Annotated in this window: 13 protein-coding genes; 2 read left to right on the forward strand and 11 right to left on the reverse strand. The window is 60.0% G+C overall.

The window, feature by feature from the left end:
• Position 1: 1 nt before the first annotated feature.
• The 5 genes from ACR0C3_RS16010 to ACR0C3_RS16030 are packed head-to-tail and all read right to left on the reverse strand — an operon-like array spanning position 2 to position 5,526.
• Positions 2-271, reverse strand: coding sequence for a K+/H+ antiporter subunit F (locus tag ACR0C3_RS16010; protein ID WP_152457439.1), 270 nt, complete (start codon positions 269-271; stop codon positions 2-4).
• A complete protein-coding gene (locus tag ACR0C3_RS16015; RefSeq protein ID WP_480759624.1) occupies positions 268-765 on the reverse strand; it encodes a Na+/H+ antiporter subunit E in 498 nt (165 codons plus the stop codon). Before ACR0C3_RS16015 ends, ACR0C3_RS16010 begins: the two co-directional genes overlap by 4 nt.
• A complete protein-coding gene (locus ACR0C3_RS16020; RefSeq protein WP_480759405.1) occupies positions 765-2,300 on the reverse strand; it encodes a monovalent cation/H+ antiporter subunit D in 1,536 nt (511 codons plus the stop codon). The genes ACR0C3_RS16015 and ACR0C3_RS16020 overlap by 1 nt, the downstream gene beginning before the upstream one ends.
• A complete protein-coding gene (locus tag ACR0C3_RS16025; RefSeq protein WP_170374216.1) occupies positions 2,297-2,656 on the reverse strand; it encodes a Na+/H+ antiporter subunit C in 360 nt (119 codons plus the stop codon). The genes ACR0C3_RS16020 and ACR0C3_RS16025 overlap by 4 nt, the downstream gene beginning before the upstream one ends.
• Entirely contained in the window at positions 2,656-5,526 is a 2,871-nt protein-coding gene (locus tag ACR0C3_RS16030; protein WP_480759407.1) for a monovalent cation/H+ antiporter subunit A, read from the reverse strand. Before ACR0C3_RS16030 ends, ACR0C3_RS16025 begins: the two co-directional genes overlap by 1 nt.
• 218 nt (positions 5,527-5,744) lie before the next feature.
• Between ACR0C3_RS16030 and ACR0C3_RS16035 the strand changes: the two genes are divergently transcribed.
• Both ACR0C3_RS16035 and ACR0C3_RS16040 read left to right on the forward strand, forming a co-directional pair.
• Positions 5,745-6,215: a rhodanese-like domain-containing protein gene (locus ACR0C3_RS16035; protein ID WP_480759408.1), complete on the forward strand. Its 471-nt coding sequence runs from the start codon at positions 5,745-5,747 to the stop codon at positions 6,213-6,215.
• Positions 6,215-7,039: a CE1 family esterase gene (locus tag ACR0C3_RS16040; protein ID WP_480759409.1), complete on the forward strand. Its 825-nt coding sequence runs from the start codon at positions 6,215-6,217 to the stop codon at positions 7,037-7,039. Before ACR0C3_RS16035 ends, ACR0C3_RS16040 begins: the two co-directional genes overlap by 1 nt.
• Here ACR0C3_RS16040 and mdoH read toward each other — a convergent pair whose 3' ends face one another.
• The 6 genes from mdoH to ACR0C3_RS16070 form a co-directional block, all read right to left on the reverse strand.
• Complete coding sequence (gene mdoH, locus ACR0C3_RS16045; protein WP_480759411.1) at positions 7,040-8,908, reverse strand: glucans biosynthesis glucosyltransferase MdoH; 1,869 nt, start codon at positions 8,906-8,908, stop codon at positions 7,040-7,042.
• Positions 8,905-10,404, reverse strand: a complete 1,500-nt coding sequence (locus ACR0C3_RS16050) for an OpgD/OpgG family glucan biosynthesis protein (protein ID WP_480759412.1) — start codon at positions 10,402-10,404, stop codon at positions 8,905-8,907. Before ACR0C3_RS16050 ends, mdoH begins: the two co-directional genes overlap by 4 nt.
• Complete coding sequence (locus tag ACR0C3_RS16055; RefSeq protein WP_480759413.1) at positions 10,401-11,621, reverse strand: OpgC family protein; 1,221 nt, start codon at positions 11,619-11,621, stop codon at positions 10,401-10,403. Before ACR0C3_RS16055 ends, ACR0C3_RS16050 begins: the two co-directional genes overlap by 4 nt.
• 28 nt (positions 11,622-11,649) lie before the next feature.
• Positions 11,650-13,020, reverse strand: a complete 1,371-nt coding sequence (locus ACR0C3_RS16060) for a tetratricopeptide repeat protein (RefSeq protein WP_480759414.1) — start codon at positions 13,018-13,020, stop codon at positions 11,650-11,652.
• A 179-nt stretch (positions 13,021-13,199) separates the two neighbouring features.
• The gene (locus ACR0C3_RS16065; protein ID WP_480759416.1) at positions 13,200-14,384 is read right to left on the reverse strand and encodes a CaiB/BaiF CoA transferase family protein; all 1,185 of its coding nucleotides are present in this window, start codon (positions 14,382-14,384) and stop codon (positions 13,200-13,202) included.
• Positions 14,371-15,990, reverse strand: a complete 1,620-nt coding sequence (locus tag ACR0C3_RS16070) for a thiamine pyrophosphate-binding protein (protein ID WP_480759417.1) — start codon at positions 15,988-15,990, stop codon at positions 14,371-14,373. The genes ACR0C3_RS16065 and ACR0C3_RS16070 overlap by 14 nt, the downstream gene beginning before the upstream one ends.
• Between the last annotated feature and the right edge of the window lie 38 nt (positions 15,991-16,028).

The raw sequence follows: 16,028 nt of genomic DNA on the forward strand, positions 1-16,028 counted from the left end.
CTCACTCGATAATGTTGCCGCGCAGCATGAACCGCGCATAGGCCACTGTTGAAACAAAACCCAGCATTGCGATGATCATAGCGGCCTCGAAGAATATCTCGGTGCCTTGATCCAGCCCGTACAGGATCATAAGCGCGATGGTGTTGATCACCATCGTGTCCAGCGCCAGAACGCGGGTGCCGACACCATCGGCGGTGATAATCCGCCACAGGCACATCATAATTGCGGCTCCGAAGCAGGCGAAGGCGAAGTAGATCGCATAATCAATCATTCGAAAATCTCCTTCAGGCGGCGTTCATAGCGCTGTTTGATCTGACCTCTCACCGCCTCCGGGTCGGGTGCATCGAGGCAATGGACCAGAAGGTTGTGCCCTTGCGCCGACAGATCGCAGCTGACGGTACCCGGCGTCATGGTGATTGTCCCGGCCAGTACGGTGATTGCCTCGGGCGTGCGCAGTTCAAGCGGGACGCAGATCCAGTTGGGCTGTCGGGCGTCGTCGCGTTTGAACAGGATGATCCGGGCGACGGTGATATTGGCGATAACGATGTCCCAGAGCACCACCAGAATGTACTCGGCCACCATGGGCCAGTTGCGCAGTTTGGGGCGGTCGGGCCAGTAGGGTTGGGTGATGAAGGGAATGATGATCCCCAGAATCAAACCAAAAACAAGCGAGTTCAACGACCCGTTATTGGCAAGCAGAACCCAAACCAGCGTCAGCAGAAAGCTCAGGTGAGGGTGCGGGAATATGCGATGTAGCAGCTTGATCATTCTGCCTCTCCCAATACGGCCGAGATGTAGTCTTCGGGTGCGAACAGTTGCTCGGCGGTTTTGCTGGTATATTCGAGCGCGGGGCCTGCGAACAAGGTCAGCAGGATCAGACCGCCGACCAGACCACAGACCGCCGTAAATGCCAGACCCGGGTGCGGTTCAGGGGTGGGTTGCGGCTCGGCGTCTTCCCCTTCGGACTGAGGGTTATGGTCCGCGTCGTGGCTTTTCCAAAAGATCAACGTGCCGGCCCGTGCCAGACCAACGATAGTGAAAAAGGATCCGATCAGGATGACCGCCCAGACCGAGGTTGCGTCAGGTGCATCCCGGGCCGCATCCAGAACCAGCAGCTTGCCGATAAAGCCGGACAGCGGAGGCATCCCCGCCATCGCAATCGCTCCGACGAAGAACAGTGCTGAGATCAATCCAGTCTGCGCCATTGGCTTCGTGGGCGCGATGGCGCCTCCTCGGCGTTCCATCACCAGATCGGCGACAAGGAACAACAGGGCCGTCGCAAGCGTCGAGTGGAACACGTAGTACAGCGCGGCTGCACTGGCATCCGGCGTGAACAGCGAAATCGCAATCAGCAGCGTACCCATCGAGGCGATGGCACAAAAGGCCACCATTCGCGCGATATGTTGCGAGCCGAGGATGCCGATAGCTCCGACGGCAAGGGTGACCAGCGCAGCAGGTTGCAACCAATTGCCGACCAGACCTTGCGTCGCTTCAACCTCAGGGCCGAAAGCCAGAGTATACATCCGGATGATCGAATACGCCCCAACCTTGGTCATGATCGCGAACAAGGCCGCCACGGGTAGGGGAGCGTTGGCGTAGCTGGCCGGTAGCCAGAAATGCAACGGCAGAACGGCGGCCTTGATACAGAACACCAACAACAGCAACACAGCACCAACCCGCAGCAACGCGGTTTCCTCGGGCGGTATCTCGGCCACCCGGAGCGCAATGTCGGCCATGTTGAGCGTGCCGGTCACACCATAGAGCGTGCCCAGGGCGAACAGGAACAGGGTCGACCCCAACAGATTATAGGCCACGTATTGCACGCCAGCCTTCAGCCTGACCGCACCGCCACCATGGGTCATCAGACCGTAGGAGGCGATCAGCAGGACTTCGAAGAACACAAACAGGTTGAAGGCGTCGCCGGTCAGGAAGGCCCCGCACACGCCCATAAGCTGGAAATGAAACAGGGCGTGAAAATGCTTGCCACGCTCGTCCCAACCCGAACCGATGGCGTAGAGCACAATGGGCAGGGCCAGCAGGGCGGTCAGCAGAACCATCATGGCTGACAGCCGGTCCAACACCATGACGATCCCAAAGGGGGCGGGCCAGTTGCCCAGTTCATAGACCTGAATGTCGCCTCCTGCGGCCTGCGCGGTGATGGTCAGGGCAATGCCCAGAAGGGCAACAACCCCCGCGACCGAGAAGATGCGCTGCAGGTCAAGGTGATAGCGCAGGACCATGATGATGAATGGAGCCAGGATCGCAGGAAGAACGATCGGCGCAACGATCCAGTGGTTCATGCGTCTTCTCCCGGCGCGTCCACGCTGTCATGCGGGCTCATGTCGATATGGTCATCCTTCGAGGATAGATAGGCCGAGAGCGAGATCATCACGATCACCGCCGTCATCCCAAACGAGATCACGATGGCCGTCAGCACCAGCGCCTGCGGCAGCGGATCGGTATAAGGGACGTCTTCGTATTTGTTCAGAACGGCAGGCGAATTCAGCGCCAGACGCCCGGTTGCGAACAGGAACACGTTCACCGCATAAGTGATGAGCGACAGGCCAAGAATGACCGGGAATGTTCGACGACGCAGGATCAGGAAAATCCCGGCGGCGGTCAGAATACCTACGGCAGAGGCAACGAGCGCTTCCATCAGGCCTGCTCCTTCTCTTGTTCTTCTTCCGGCGGAGCATCCCGCAACGGGTTGATATCCATCGGGAACTCCTGCGCCATGCCCGGCTGCCATGCAAAGCGGGACAGGCTATCCAGCGCCAGCATCACCGCGCCCAGAACAGCGAGGAAAACTCCGGTGTCGAACAACATGGCGGTGGCCCATTCGAATTCTTCCAGCGGGGGCCAGTTGATGTAGCCGAAATCGCTGGTCAGGAAGGGGCGTTCATTGAACCAAGCGCCCAAACCGGTGGCGGCGGCGATCAGCACGCCCCATCCGATGGTGCCGTGATAGTAGAACCTCTGCCTTTCGATCGCCCAGGTGTAGCCGCTGGCCATGTATTGCATCAGATAGGCGATGGCGACGATCAGGCCTGCGATGAAGCCGCCTCCGGGCTGGTTGTGGCCGCGGAAGAAGATGTAGGCGCCCACCATCAGGGCAATCGGCATCATCACGCGGGTCACCACAACCATCATCAGCGGATGCGAGTCGCCGGATTGCGGCCAGTGCGGCTTGCGGTTCAGCAGGTAGCCTCGGACATTGCTGCTCAATACCGCCTCGGTCAGGGCGAAGATGATCAGCGCGGCGATGCCCAGAACGATGATCTCGCCAAAGGTATCAAAGCCCCTGAAATCCACGAGGATGACGTTCACCACGTTGGTGCCGCCACCACCTTTGTACGAGTTGGCAAGGTGGAATTCGGAAATCGTCGGGAAGGCGAAATCACGCAGCATGATCGCATAGACCAGAGCACCTGTCCCAATCCCGGCCACGACCGAGATCGCAGCGTCCCGCCAGCGCCGCGCGGCGGTGCTGTCCCATGGGGTCTCGGTCGGGAGGAAGTTCAGCGACAGCAGCAACAAGATCATCGTTACCACCTCGACCGAGATCTGGGTCAGTGCCAGATCAGGGGCTGAAAGGTAGTTGAACGCAACCGAAACGATCAGCCCGACAACACCAATCAGAACCAGCGACAACAAGCGGTTACGGTGGAACCACATGATGCCCAGCGTTGCGCCCACGAGACAGATCCAGCCAACGATCGGAATGATCTGCGCAGGCAGCGGCACGCGGGTTTCAACTCCGATCGTCCCTGTGGAATAGGCGTAGTAGCCAAGGCCGACGGTAAAGGCGACAAAGATGATCGCATACCGGCTGAGGACACCATTGTGCAGCTCATCCGTGATCCATTGGCTGAGGCGGGTGAAGGCGTGGATCACGGCCTCGAAAATCACCTTGGCCTCAGGCCGGGGCAGGGTGTTCCAAAGTTGCTGCGCGCGTTTGTGTTGCGACATCAGGAACAGACCGCCCAGCGTGGCGACAACGGACATATACAGCGCAGGGGTAAAGCCGTGCCACAGTTTCAGCGAATAATAAGGCAGCTTCTCGCCACCGATCACGGCGCTGGATACAACGGCCACCAGCGGGCCGACGATGGCTGCTGAATAAAGGCCGATCAGCACGACCAGAACGACCATAAACGCGGGTGCCAGCCAAAGCCCGACCGGAGGGTCATGCGGATGGGCCGGGTAATCCTCGCGCTTTGGTCCAAGGAAGACATGGCTGACAAAGCGGAAGGAGTAGGCCGCCGAGAACAGCGCTGCCAGCAGGGCCAGACCCGGCACCAGATAGTGAGAGTTCAGCCAAGTGGTGTGGACGGTTTCCTCCAGCATCATCTCTTTTGACAAAAAACCGTTCAGCGGAGGCAGACCAGCCATGGACAAAGCTGCGATGGTGCCGATGGTGAAGGTGATCGGCATTAGATGACGCAAGCCGCCCAGCCGTTTGACATCGCGCGTGCCGGTTTCATGATCCACGATCCCGGCGGTCATGAACAGCGCGGCTTTGAACGTCGCGTGGTTGATGATGTGGAACACGGCGGCCACGGCTGCGAACTTGGTGCCAAAGCCCAGTAGCATGGTGATCAGGCCCAGATGTGACACGGTTGAGAACGCCAGCAGCGCCTTCAGATCGTCCTTGAACAGCGCGATCACGGCGCCCAGCAGCATGGTCACCAACCCGGTTGTTGCAACGATATAGAACCACGCCTCCGTCCCCGCGAGAACCGGCCACATCCGCGCCATCAGGAACAAACCGGCCTTCACCATGGTGGCCGAGTGCAGATAGGCGGAAACCGGCGTTGGGGCGGCCATGGCGTGAGGTAGCCAGAAATGGAACGGGAACTGCGCCGATTTGGTGAAACAGCCCAACAGGATCAGGATCAACGCTGGCAGGTAGTACGGCGAGGCCTGGATCAGCTCTTTGTTCTGCAAAATCACGCTGAGGTCATAGGACCCGACGATATTTCCCAAAATCAGCATCCCGGCAATCATCGCCAAGCCACCGCCTCCGGTAACGGCCAGTGCCATGCGGGCGCCTTGTCGGCCTTCGGGCAGGTGTTTCCAATAACCGATCAGCAAGAATGAACTGAGCGAAGTAAGCTCCCAGAAAATGAGCAAAAGCAGGATGTTATCGGATAAAACAATTCCAACCATAGCGCCCTGGAACAGCAGCAGATAGGTGTAGAATTGCCCCATCGGGTCTTCGCGCGACAGGTAGAACCGCGCATAGAGGATGATCAGCAGGCCGATGCCGAGGATCAGCAGGGCAAACAGAAAACCTAGCCCGTCCAGCATGAAATTCGCGTTCAGCCCCAGCCCCGGTATCCAGTCAAACCGCGCTGTCACGACATCGCCGCGCATCACGCTGGGGATATGGATCAGCAACCCCATCAGGGCCAGGAAAGTGGTCAACCCTGCGGCCGAAGCGGCTGCATTTCGTCCCGCCCGTATCAGGAGGGCTGGGAAAACAGCTCCGAGGAAGGGAAGGGCCGCGATGAGGAATAGGGACAAGTGCGATACTCCGGTCTGGGCGGTCAATATGACAGATTTTGTAGGATAATTTAATGATTGCCCAAAAATTGCAAGGTTTTGACAGATGTTAAAAGGTGTATATCGAACCTATCTTTCTGCGTGAAAATGACGCGAACTTGATCCCGCTACCGGAATTCCCCGGCGCGCGGTTGCAACCCTTGTGATAGAACCAAGCCATGAGTGCAGGAGAACGCCATATGGCAGACGGGAAAAGCCGAACGCGACGGTGGGTATTGATGGGTGGGGCAAGCGCAATTGCCGCAGGATTTGCCGTTCGTGAATACCGCCTGATCCCGCAGGACTACACGGGCGGCCAACTGGAAGTGACGCAGGCGCATCAGAAAGCCGTCGCCGGAGATGTGTTGCTGGTGGACATCCGCACACCTCGGGAATGGAGGGCCACAGGCGTCGGACAGGGGGCGCAGCCTCTGGATATGCGGCGCGAGGATTTTATTCCGGCCCTTGTGCAACTTGCGGGCGGAGACATGTCCGCCCACGTGGCTCTGATCTGCGCGCGTGGGGTCCGTTCGGCACGGTTGAGCAATCAACTGACTGCAGCCGGGTTTACCAATATCATTGACGTGCCTGAGGGTATGTTGGGCTCGGCCGCCGGACCGGGCTGGGTGCGGGCCGGTCTGCCGGTTGAGACCTTTGTTGAGGGAGCGTGATGAAATACAAATACTGGCTATCTTTCTGTCTGGCCGCAGCGGCGCAACCGGCCCTGGCCGATTGTGGCGAGGAAGTGGGCACCTGTGAGATCACCTCGGGCGCATATCACATCGAACTGCCTAAAGCTGGAAACCCGCCTCTGGTCGTATTTCTGCATGGCTACGGAGGCAGCGGCTCAGGAACGATGAACAATCGCAGTATGGTCGAGCCTCTTCTGGCCCGAGGCTATGCTGTGATGGCGCCGGAGGGCTTGGAGCGGCCAGACCGGGGCGGCATTCAAAGCTGGAACTTCTATCCCGGCTTTGGTGAGCGTGACGAAACGGCCTTTCTCAGCGAAGCGGTGGATGACGCCGCTGAGCGGTTTGGTATTGACGGCGAACGTGTTGTCCTAGGAGGGTTTTCCGCCGGGGGCTTCATGGTGAATTACCTCGCCTGCGACGCGCCTGAGACCTTCTCGGCCTATGTCCCCGTCTCAGGTGGTTTCTGGCGTCCGCATCCCGAATCCTGCGCCGGACCGATCCGAATGTTTCACACCCATGGCTGGATCGACAATGTCGTACCGCTCGAAGGGCGCTTGTTGGGCGGTGGCCGTTTCCATCAGGGTGATATCTTTGCCGGGCTTGAGATCTGGCGCGAGGCAAATGGCTGTGTTGATACCAAGCCCAGCGGGTTTTCGACCACGGGCCAGTTCATGCGACGAAACTGGATGGGATGTGCCGAGGGCAGCGCGCTGGAATTCGCGCTGTTCCCTGGCGGTCATACGGTGCCCAGCGGGTGGGCGGATATGATGCTGGATTGGTACGAAGGCTTGCCCGGCGGTTGATTATTCCGCCGGGGTCATGCTGCCCTTGCCCTCGATCAGGCGCTTCAATTCATTGCGATGACGCCGGGCCGAGCGGGTGATGGCAGGCTCGGCAAAATCCTCGCGCATGCCGACCAAACGGCGTGCGGTTCCGGCGGATACACCGCTGAGCGCCGACAACGGGATCGCCAGCGCAAGGCTGATTGCTATCGGGGCCAGCCAGACCGAGACCAACCCGGCCAGAATACCAACGCTCAGCGCGACGCCACTGACGGTTTCCAGCGCGTGGCACAGGACCAGTGTTCGCAAGGAATAGCTGCCCCCGTCACGCGCCTGCGGGGACCAGCCTTTCTGGATACCCAAAGCGGTACGGAACACGGCGATCATCTGCTGCACCATCAGGATTGGTGCGTAGAGGATCGACAGGATGACCTCGAACAGGAACGAGGTGAAGAACCGTCTCCAGCCGCCGAAATCGGAATAGCGGACTCCGCTGAGAGGTAGGGCGGCAACGCCCAGAACCTTGGGGGCCAGCAGCATCGCATACATGACCAGAATGATCAGCACATGGCGTGTCTCAGACATTTCCGGCCATTGTGGGAACAGAGGGTTGTCGGGGCTGAAATAATGCAGGACCGAGGCGTCCTCTCCCTGGCCAATCAACGCCCACATCAGCAGCAGCGCAAACCATAGAGGCGACATCAGATAGCCGACCGCCCCGTGGAACATGTGAAACCGCGAGACCGACCGGAACCCGCGCGAGCCCAGCAGTTTCAGATGTTGCAGGTTCCCCTGACACCAGCGGCGGTCCCGCATGGCGTGGTCGATAAGGGTGGGTGGTGTTTCTTCGTAAGAACCACGAATGCGCGGCAGGAACCGAACGGCCCACCCGGCACGGCGCAGCAGACCGGCCTCGACAAAGTCGTGGCTCATTATCAGCTTTCCCTGCCCGTTGAAGGCGCGCAGCTTGGGCAGTCCGGCACAGGTGGCAAAGGCCTTGGTGCGGATGATGGCGTTGTGGCCCCAATAGTTGCCCTCTTGCCCACACCAGCGGGCCAGACCTTCGGCAAAGGCGATGCCGTAGACGCCATTGGCGAATTGCTGCATCCGGGCAAAGACGGACTGTGCGCCAATGAGTTGCGGGTAGCTTTGAATCAAGCCCGCGCTGGGATCACGCGCCAAAGAATCCGTCAGCCGAGCAATCGCGCGGCCTGTCATCAGGCTGTCGGCATCCAGCACCAGCATCGCGTCCCAATCCGCGCCCCAGCGGCTGACCCAATCGGCGATATTGCCAACTTTTCGGTCAGTATTCTGTTCGCGACGGCGGTAGTAGAGCTTCAGGTCGGGGGCTAGCGTGGTGCGCAGTGCCTCAATACTGGCTTGCTCTTGCGCGGCGATGTCCGGATCGCGGGTGTCCGAGAGGATGAACATCGCGTATTCATGCTGTCCACCTCGGGCGCGCAGTTCTTCCAGCATGGTGCGGGCATTGCCCAGCACGAACCACGGCACCTCATTGTAGGTCGGCATCAGCAGGGCAACGCGCAGCGGTTGCGCGCGATCTTGTCTGACCGGACGCTCCTGCCGGGACAGAGAGATCATGCCCAGCAGCACGGTGCAGACCGTGAAGGAGATCCAGAAGAAGTTGAACGAGATCAACGTTAGCAGGATGGCTTCGACAAGGTTGATGCCCTCGGACCCGAACCAGTCGCTCATGACCCATAGCAAACCCAGTGTGGCTGCCATTGCGGGCGAAAATGCCAGTGCGCGCCAGAAGCCGGCCGATGGGCGGGCACCCGCAGGGACCTGTGCATCGCGGAACCCACTGCGGAAATCCTGCGCGGGCATTGCCAGCGGTGCCTCGGGTGGCATGATATGCAGGTCGCGGCTCATGCGGTCCAACGGTACAGCCAGACTTCGGAGGTGGGTTGCTTGCCAACCAGAAGCTGCGCGCGCAGCTCGACATGGTCTCGGTCACCCGGCTGGAACGAGAACGCCAGACGCACACCGCCGGTATCCGGATTGCGCTGCAACACACCGTCCGAGGTTTCCGCGTGGGGAGAATTGGCGAAAATGCTGACCGCCTCCAGATCGTCGAACAGAGGGCTGGGCTCAAAGTCGATCACGGCCAGACGGCCTTCGCCAAAGGTGTTTTCACCCATGGCCGTGTTGATGACCCGTGGCATCGGCGTGCGCTGTGGTTCCTCGCCCCAGATCAGGCGATAGCTCAGGTCAACCTGGCTGCCGGCGGCATAGGGCTCGGCGGGCCGCCAGTAGGCGACGATATTGTCATAGATCTCCTGATCGGCGGGGATCTCGACCAGTGTCACCGTGCCCTTGCCCCAATCGGAGCCGGGCTCGACCCACAGGCTGGGACGCTTATGATAGTTCGCCTCAAGATCCGCGTAGTCCGAGAATTCACGCTTGCGTTGCATCAAGCCAAAGCCCTGAGGGTTCATGTCTACGAAAGACGAGATTTGCAAACGGGTCGGGTTCGCCAATGGACGCCAGATCACCTCACCCGCGCCGTTGCGGATCAGCAGCCCGTCGCTGTCATGGACAGCGGGGCGGAAATCGTCGAAGCGGCTGTGGTTGGTCTGATCGAACAGGAACATCGAGGTGCCGGGCGCGATACCCACATGCGGCAGTTCTTCGCGAGGGAAGAGGGTGGCCTCGACATCCATGATGCAATCGGCACCGGCGGTGACGTTAAAGCGGTATGCACCGGTCACGCTGGGGCTGTCCATCAGGGCGTGGACAACCATGTTGCGGTGACCGGGTTCGGGACGTTCCAGCCAAAAGCGGATGAATTCGGGGAATTCCTCACCATCCGGATCGCCGGTTTTCAGGGCCAGACCGCGCGCGGACAGGCCGTAGACCTCGTGCAGACCAATGGCGCGGAAATAGCTGGCACCCTGCCAGACGCAGAACTCATCGGTCTTGCCGGGGCGGTGCATTTCCGTGCGCAGCCGCAGGCCCGAGAACCCAAGCGTTTCGTCGATTGGAAGGGTCGGGACCTCTTCGGCCTTGTCGAACATCTCAAGGTCGAAAGCGACCGGCTTGGTCATCCCGTTCTCGACGGTCGAAACCTTGACCGTGCGCGGGAAATACAGGCCGGGGGTGAAGAAATCGACGTTGAAGGGGGTCTCGGTCTCGTACCAAAGGGCGCGGTCCAGCCGGAACCGGATCGAGCGGTATTGCGTGTAGGTTAGGTCTTGCCATTCCTGCGGCACCATCTCGCGCTCGGCAAAGGGGCGGCTGGCCAATTCTCGGGCCAGTTCGACCACGTCGTTGCGGTCGAATGGAACCTCTGACCCCGAGGCAAAGGTGGCCGGCGCCAGAAACAGCGCAGAGGTTGAGGCCAGAAATGCGCGGCGAGTCAGATTCATTTCTTTGATTTCCATGGCTGAGATTTGAACCAGGCGGCCAGATAGGCCACCCCGATGATCATGGCAAAGCCAATCATGTTGGCGACAAAGACACTGGCAACATCCCGCTCGGTCTGATCCAGCGCGACCCCGATCAGGCGCGCTGCGGCCATCGAGAAGACAAAGACCGCCAGCGATTGCTGCCCGACTTTAGTGATCAGTTTCAGAACCACCTGCCAGATGCGCGCGCCCAGAGAGTGCCCGGTGGCGATCAGACGGTGACCATGCTCACCTGCAACGACCCAGCCCAGATAGGCCAGCGACAGGAAGTGGATGTAGCGGAACAGGCCGAACTCGGTCTTACCACGCAGTTCTTTGGTCAGAGGCCAAATCTCGCGGATTTGTTCGGCCAGACCGGGGGCCGCGGATTGAACCCACAGGAAAACCTTCCACGACCCGAAGGGCGCAGACAGAACCAGAAATGCAATGGCCGCCCAGATCAGGGTTTTTGATACCGGAGGGGCTGGAATCCAGCCGCGCATAAAGGCGAACCCGGTGAAAAACAGCAGCTGCCAACCGAATGGGTTGAAGAACCATTGGCGGTCCGACCACGGCTCAGCCGGAAGGGCCAGCACTCCGGTCTGAGCGACAAGCCAGATCGCGACCGACACAGCCGCCATCAGCCAAAAGCTGACGCGGTAAAGGGCCATGTAGAGCGGCATCATCGCCAGAACGACCAGATACATCGGCAGGATGTCGAAGTAGTTGGGCACATAGGTCAGAGTGAAAATTCCGACCATTTGCGGCAGCGGGTCATTGAAGAAATGCTGCAGGTTCAGGGACGAGACATAGCTTTTGTCAAACAGGCCGGAATTGTCCAGAGCGGCCATGCTCATGGCGACAAAGAAGAACAGACAGATATGCGCCCAGTAGACCTGCCAGATGCGGAACGCCACGCGGGCTGTCCCCATCCACCAGCCTTTGCGCAAGAACGCGCCGCCGAACGCGATGGCCGAGGCCATGCCCGAACAGAACACGAAGATTTCGGTCGCATCCGAGAACCCGAAACGGGCCGGGATCCATTTGGCCCACGGGTCGTTCGGGATATGGGCGATCAGGATGATGAACATCGCGATGCCGCGATAGAAATCCAGTCGCGGATCGCGCACACGGGCAGTGGGCGCTGCGGCCGAGGCCGCAACAGTCGCAAAATCAGAAGCGGGCGAAACAGTCGCCATACGTTTTCTGTCCTTCTTGGTCTTTTTGTTATTCAGCCGGGACGCTTTGTGCGTCGCCGTTGTCGCGGGCCGCGTTAATCAGGGCGCGGCGCGCGAGTGCATAATTATCCTCACCACCGGCGCGTTTGGCGCGGCGGTCATCCAAGATGCGCTCGACCGCATCCAGGCGCCCGGCGCGCAGGCCGGAATCAATTGTGATGCGCTCGAATACATCACGTTGGGCGTGACTGCCACCGGCCAACTGCATGCCCGAGCGGGCGGTCGACAGGAAATCAAACGCCGCGCCGTACAGACCATCACCAAAGGCCTCAAGCCCTTTTGCAGCAGCAATGCCGGGGTCAGACATGCGGATCGGTGTGTCGCCTTGATTGCGCTGCGCGTCTTTCTGGATGCGCTGCAGCATCTTGCCCGTCGCGTCCGAGCGGTTGTCGCCGGTCAGAGCCAGCAGATAATGCAGGTCGGCGAAAATCAGGCAGCCATCTTCGGTCCGGGCGGCGCTGAGATCGGCCAACTCCTCCCAGCGGTCGCCAACATCAATGCCTTCGAGCTCCATCCTGGAGAGCAGCGAGGTTGCGTTCGAGATATCGCGATAATCGTCAGTCTTGTCCTTGCGGATATGCTGGTCATAGAGGTCGATGACCTGATCAACCTGACCCAGATCCAGATGCATCAGCGCCTTGTGCCACCAAACGTGATAGCGGAAGTTGTTGCAATGGGCCCAGGCGTCCTCGCGGCCCGCCAGCCAATCCAGGCCTAGCTGCGCATTGCCCGTCATCTCGTGAACATGAGCGACCGCGTGCAGACCCCACGCATCGTCGGACACCATCCACAGTGCCTGACGACCAGCAATCTCGGCCTTTTCGTAGGATCCGGTCTCTTCCAACGCAAAAGAATGACAGCCCAGCAGGTACCCGCGGCCCGCATGATCCGGCTCATAAGCGGGCATGACGCGTTCGATCGAGCGCCGCATGCCCTCCGCATCGCCCAGTACAAACCGGGTCGCATGGCTGAGCTTCATCGCCAGCGAATCCGTCGGATGGGCGCGCAGCACCTCTTCGAATTTCTGCACCGCCTGCGAGGGCAGGTCCGCCAGATAGAGGGACAGGGCCTCAACAAAGAGCTGCTCGCGCGTCGAGACTGGCTGACGTTTCATCGCGTCAGTAGCGGCGCTCAGCGCGTCGACGGCTACGGGTAGCATCTCGCGTCGGCCCAGAAGAACCATGAACAGGCCCTTGACCGCGTGGCCCAAAGCGAAGTCGGGCTCGAGCTCCAATACCTTGCCCAAATGCTGGGGGGTAATCGCCGCATGCGCCATGAACCCAAGCAGAACACCGTCCCATGCCTCGACGGCCGCCGGGTGGGTCAGAGTGTTCATCTGTCCAAAAACGTCTTGTTTCATACTTGGGTCCAATCTGGTTGCGGTATTTGACACTGTTCGATTTACCAGAGTCTGCGACGGCCTCGTAACAGTATCGACCCTGCTCTCGAATTGGTGAAATCGCGTGTGTGAAAAAAGTGAAAAAAACCGCCGATTCAAGGGCATGTTTCAGCAAGTTGCTGCCGAAACATGCAAGTGTTTCAATCTTCGAACGGGTTTTCAGCGCTTAAAATATCATCAGTATCGGCCCCGAAGACCGGTGGCGCATGCCGATATGTTACAGGCGTGCGCGACAGGTTGAGCGGATTTCCGATCAGATTTATCTCTCCCGGTTGGGCCTGCATGGCGATCTTCATCTGCCGCGCGGCGACCTGATCGGTGTCAAACACCTGATCCACCGTTTGCACCGGGCCGACGGGCACCTTGAGGGCCTCAAGCTCGGAAATCACAGTCGTCGTCGGATGCTGTTTCATCGCCGGGCGCAGGATCGCGTTCAGTGCGCCACGGTGCTCCAGTCGCGCCGGGTTGGTGGCAAAGCGGTCGTCGTCGGCAAGATCGGTGTGGCCGATGAATTCGCAGAACCTGCGGAACTGGCTGTCATTTCCAACGGCCAAAATCACGTGACCATCTGCTGTCTCATACACCTCGTACGGGACAATATTTGGATGTCCGTTGCCGCGCCGCTGAGGCACTTGGCCCGAGGTCAGGTAGTTTGTGCCCTCATTGATCAACCATGAGATCTGTGCATCCACCAAGGCAAGGTCGATCTGTTGCCCTTCACCGGTTTGATCGCGGTGGCGCAACGCTGCCAGAATGCCAACGGTTGCGTACATGCCGCACATCACATCGGCGATGCCCACGCCCACCTTCATCGGCGCGCCCTCGGGGTCGCCTGTCAGGGACATGATCCCACCGTATCCTTGCGCCATCAGGTCATAACCGGGCTTGCTGGAATTTGGTCCCGTCTGCCCGTACCCGGAAATCGAGCAATAGACGAGGCCGGGAAGATCTTGCGACAAGCTGTTGTAATCCAGCCCGTATTTCGCCAACCCGCCGGGTTTGAAATTCTCGATCAGGATATCAGCATGCGAGGCCAGCCGCTTGATCTCGGCTTGTCCTTCGGGTGTCGCTATATCGATGGCGACGGATTTCTTGTTCCGGTTTGCCGACATGAAATACGCGCTCAGGTCGGAACGGTTGCCCGCTTCATCCTCAACATACGGAGGGCCCCATTGCCGCGTATCATCCCCACCGGTCGAGGGGTTTTCGATCTTGATAACACTTGCGCCCAGATCGCCCAGCAACTGGGTGCAGGTCGGTCCGGCCAGAATGCGCGACAGGTCCAGAACCTTTACGCCTTTGAGCGGCCCATTAGATTCGGCCATCATATCCTCCACGCTCGATCTCGGCAGCGATGACGGTGAAGCGGTCGGCTTTGACCGCCTCATCCAGTGCTGCACGCAGTTCTGCGCGGTTGCGGACCGTGTGTCCATAGCCTCCGAACGCGCGGCCGAGGGCGGCAAAGTCATGGCGGTCGAAATCGACCCCGTTGTTGCCCATCTGCCGTTGGCGTTGTTTCAACTCGATCAGGGCGAGGGAAGCGTCGACAAAGACCAAAAAGATCGGGTTGCCGCCCATTTCAGCGGCGGTCGACAGCTCTCCGGCGACCATCAGGAACCCGGCATCGCCCGAAAAGCTGATCACCGGTCGGTTCGGCTCCGCCAGTTTCAGCCCGATCGCCATCGGAACAGCGCAGCCCATGGTGCAAAGGGCCGAGGACTGGATCAGCCCGCGCGGCTCCGAACACTCCCACATCTGGCTGAGGAGAATGCGGTGCGCGCCGCTATCCGCCGTTGCCAGAGTATTCGCGGGCAGGGCAGCGCGGGTTTCGGCGATCACACCAGCTGGGCCCCAATCGTCATCCTGCGGGAAGGCTTCCGCCAAAGCGGCTTTGACCTTCGCGGGTTCTTTGGCAGGCCATGTGGCGCGGGCGGGGTTGCCTTTGGCGATGGCCTCGAGGGTCTGGCCGGTATCGGCGACAAGGTTTAGCCCGGCCTGATGCATATAGTGATCATTGACCACGGCCGAGATATCGATCACGCGCGTTTCCTCGGGGTCCCAGATCTCACGCCAGCCGGGGCGCATTTCGATGGGATCATAACCCAGGCACAAAACCAGATCGGCCTGTTCCACCAGCGGTACAAGGTGTTTGTCGGCCAGAGGGGACAACCCGGCACCGCCCAGACACAAGGGATGATCTTCGGGCACCACGCCCTTCGCCTTGTAGGTGGTGACGAAGGGGATGCTGAAATGCTCCAGAAAGGCCTGAACCACGCTCCGTGAATCGTCATAGAGGACGTCCAGCCCGATGATCGCAATCGGACGCTCGGCCTCTGCCACCCAGCGACGAGCCTTGGACAGGCAATCGCCTTCGGGCGCTACAGGGGCAACTTTGGCCAGACGGCGGCGTTTCGTAGATGAGACACGGGTATCCGCGACCGAGATCGGGACGTCGATATGCACCGGGCCGGGGCGGGGCTGGTTGGCAAGCGATACCGCCTTGTCGGCGATGATATCCGCGCCTTCGGCGGTCAGGGAAAAGGTTCCTTTGGTGATCGAGCGATAGACTTGGCTGTGGTCCATGACCTGATGCGTGTAGGTCAGCGCCTCATCCGCGTCGACGCAGCCGGTCAGCACGATCATCGGGACCCGGTCTTGCAGCGCGTTGGCAACCACGTTGATCCCGTTCATCGCGCCGGGGCCAAGGGTTGCAACCAGTATCGCAGGCGCGCCATCGCGGTGATGGACGGCTTCGGCCATGAACCCGGCCGCGTTCTCGTGCTTGGTCAGATGAAAGGTGATGCCGGCCCGTTCGAGGGCGTCTACCAGCGTCAGAACCTCGCCGCCCGGCATGCCGAACGCATGGCGGCACCCTGCCTCATACAATCGTTGAGCCAGTAGATCCGCCGCGCGGGGAGAGAGGTCCTGCATTAGTCATGCTCCGAGAAAAAGATATGTGACAGCAAATG

This window comes from Ruegeria sp. CK3 (genome assembly GCF_056536565.1).

Bases quoted from the DNA above. Each gene is read 5' to 3' on its own strand.
- ACR0C3_RS16065 (WP_480759416.1), bottom strand. From the start codon at position 14,384: ATGGCCGAATCTAATGGGCCGCTCAAAGGCGTAAAGGTTCTGGACCTG.
- ACR0C3_RS16010 (WP_152457439.1), bottom strand. From the start codon at position 271: ATGATTGATTATGCGATCTACTTCGCCTTCGCCTGCTTCGGAGCCGCA.
- ACR0C3_RS16050 (WP_480759412.1), bottom strand. From the start codon at position 10,404: ATGAATCTGACTCGCCGCGCATTTCTGGCCTCAACCTCTGCGCTGTTT.
- ACR0C3_RS16040 (WP_480759409.1), top strand. From the start codon at position 6,215: ATGAAATACAAATACTGGCTATCTTTCTGTCTGGCCGCAGCGGCGCAA.
- ACR0C3_RS16025 (WP_170374216.1), bottom strand. From the start codon at position 2,656: ATGGAAGCGCTCGTTGCCTCTGCCGTAGGTATTCTGACCGCCGCCGGG.
- mdoH (WP_480759411.1), bottom strand. From the start codon at position 8,908: ATGAGCCGCGACCTGCATATCATGCCACCCGAGGCACCGCTGGCAATG.
- ACR0C3_RS16070 (WP_480759417.1), bottom strand. From the start codon at position 15,990: ATGCAGGACCTCTCTCCCCGCGCGGCGGATCTACTGGCTCAACGATTG.
- ACR0C3_RS16055 (WP_480759413.1), bottom strand. From the start codon at position 11,621: ATGGCGACTGTTTCGCCCGCTTCTGATTTTGCGACTGTTGCGGCCTCG.
- ACR0C3_RS16060 (WP_480759414.1), bottom strand. From the start codon at position 13,020: ATGAAACAAGACGTTTTTGGACAGATGAACACTCTGACCCACCCGGCG.
- ACR0C3_RS16020 (WP_480759405.1), bottom strand. From the start codon at position 2,300: ATGAACCACTGGATCGTTGCGCCGATCGTTCTTCCTGCGATCCTGGCT.
- ACR0C3_RS16035 (WP_480759408.1), top strand. From the start codon at position 5,745: ATGGCAGACGGGAAAAGCCGAACGCGACGGTGGGTATTGATGGGTGGG.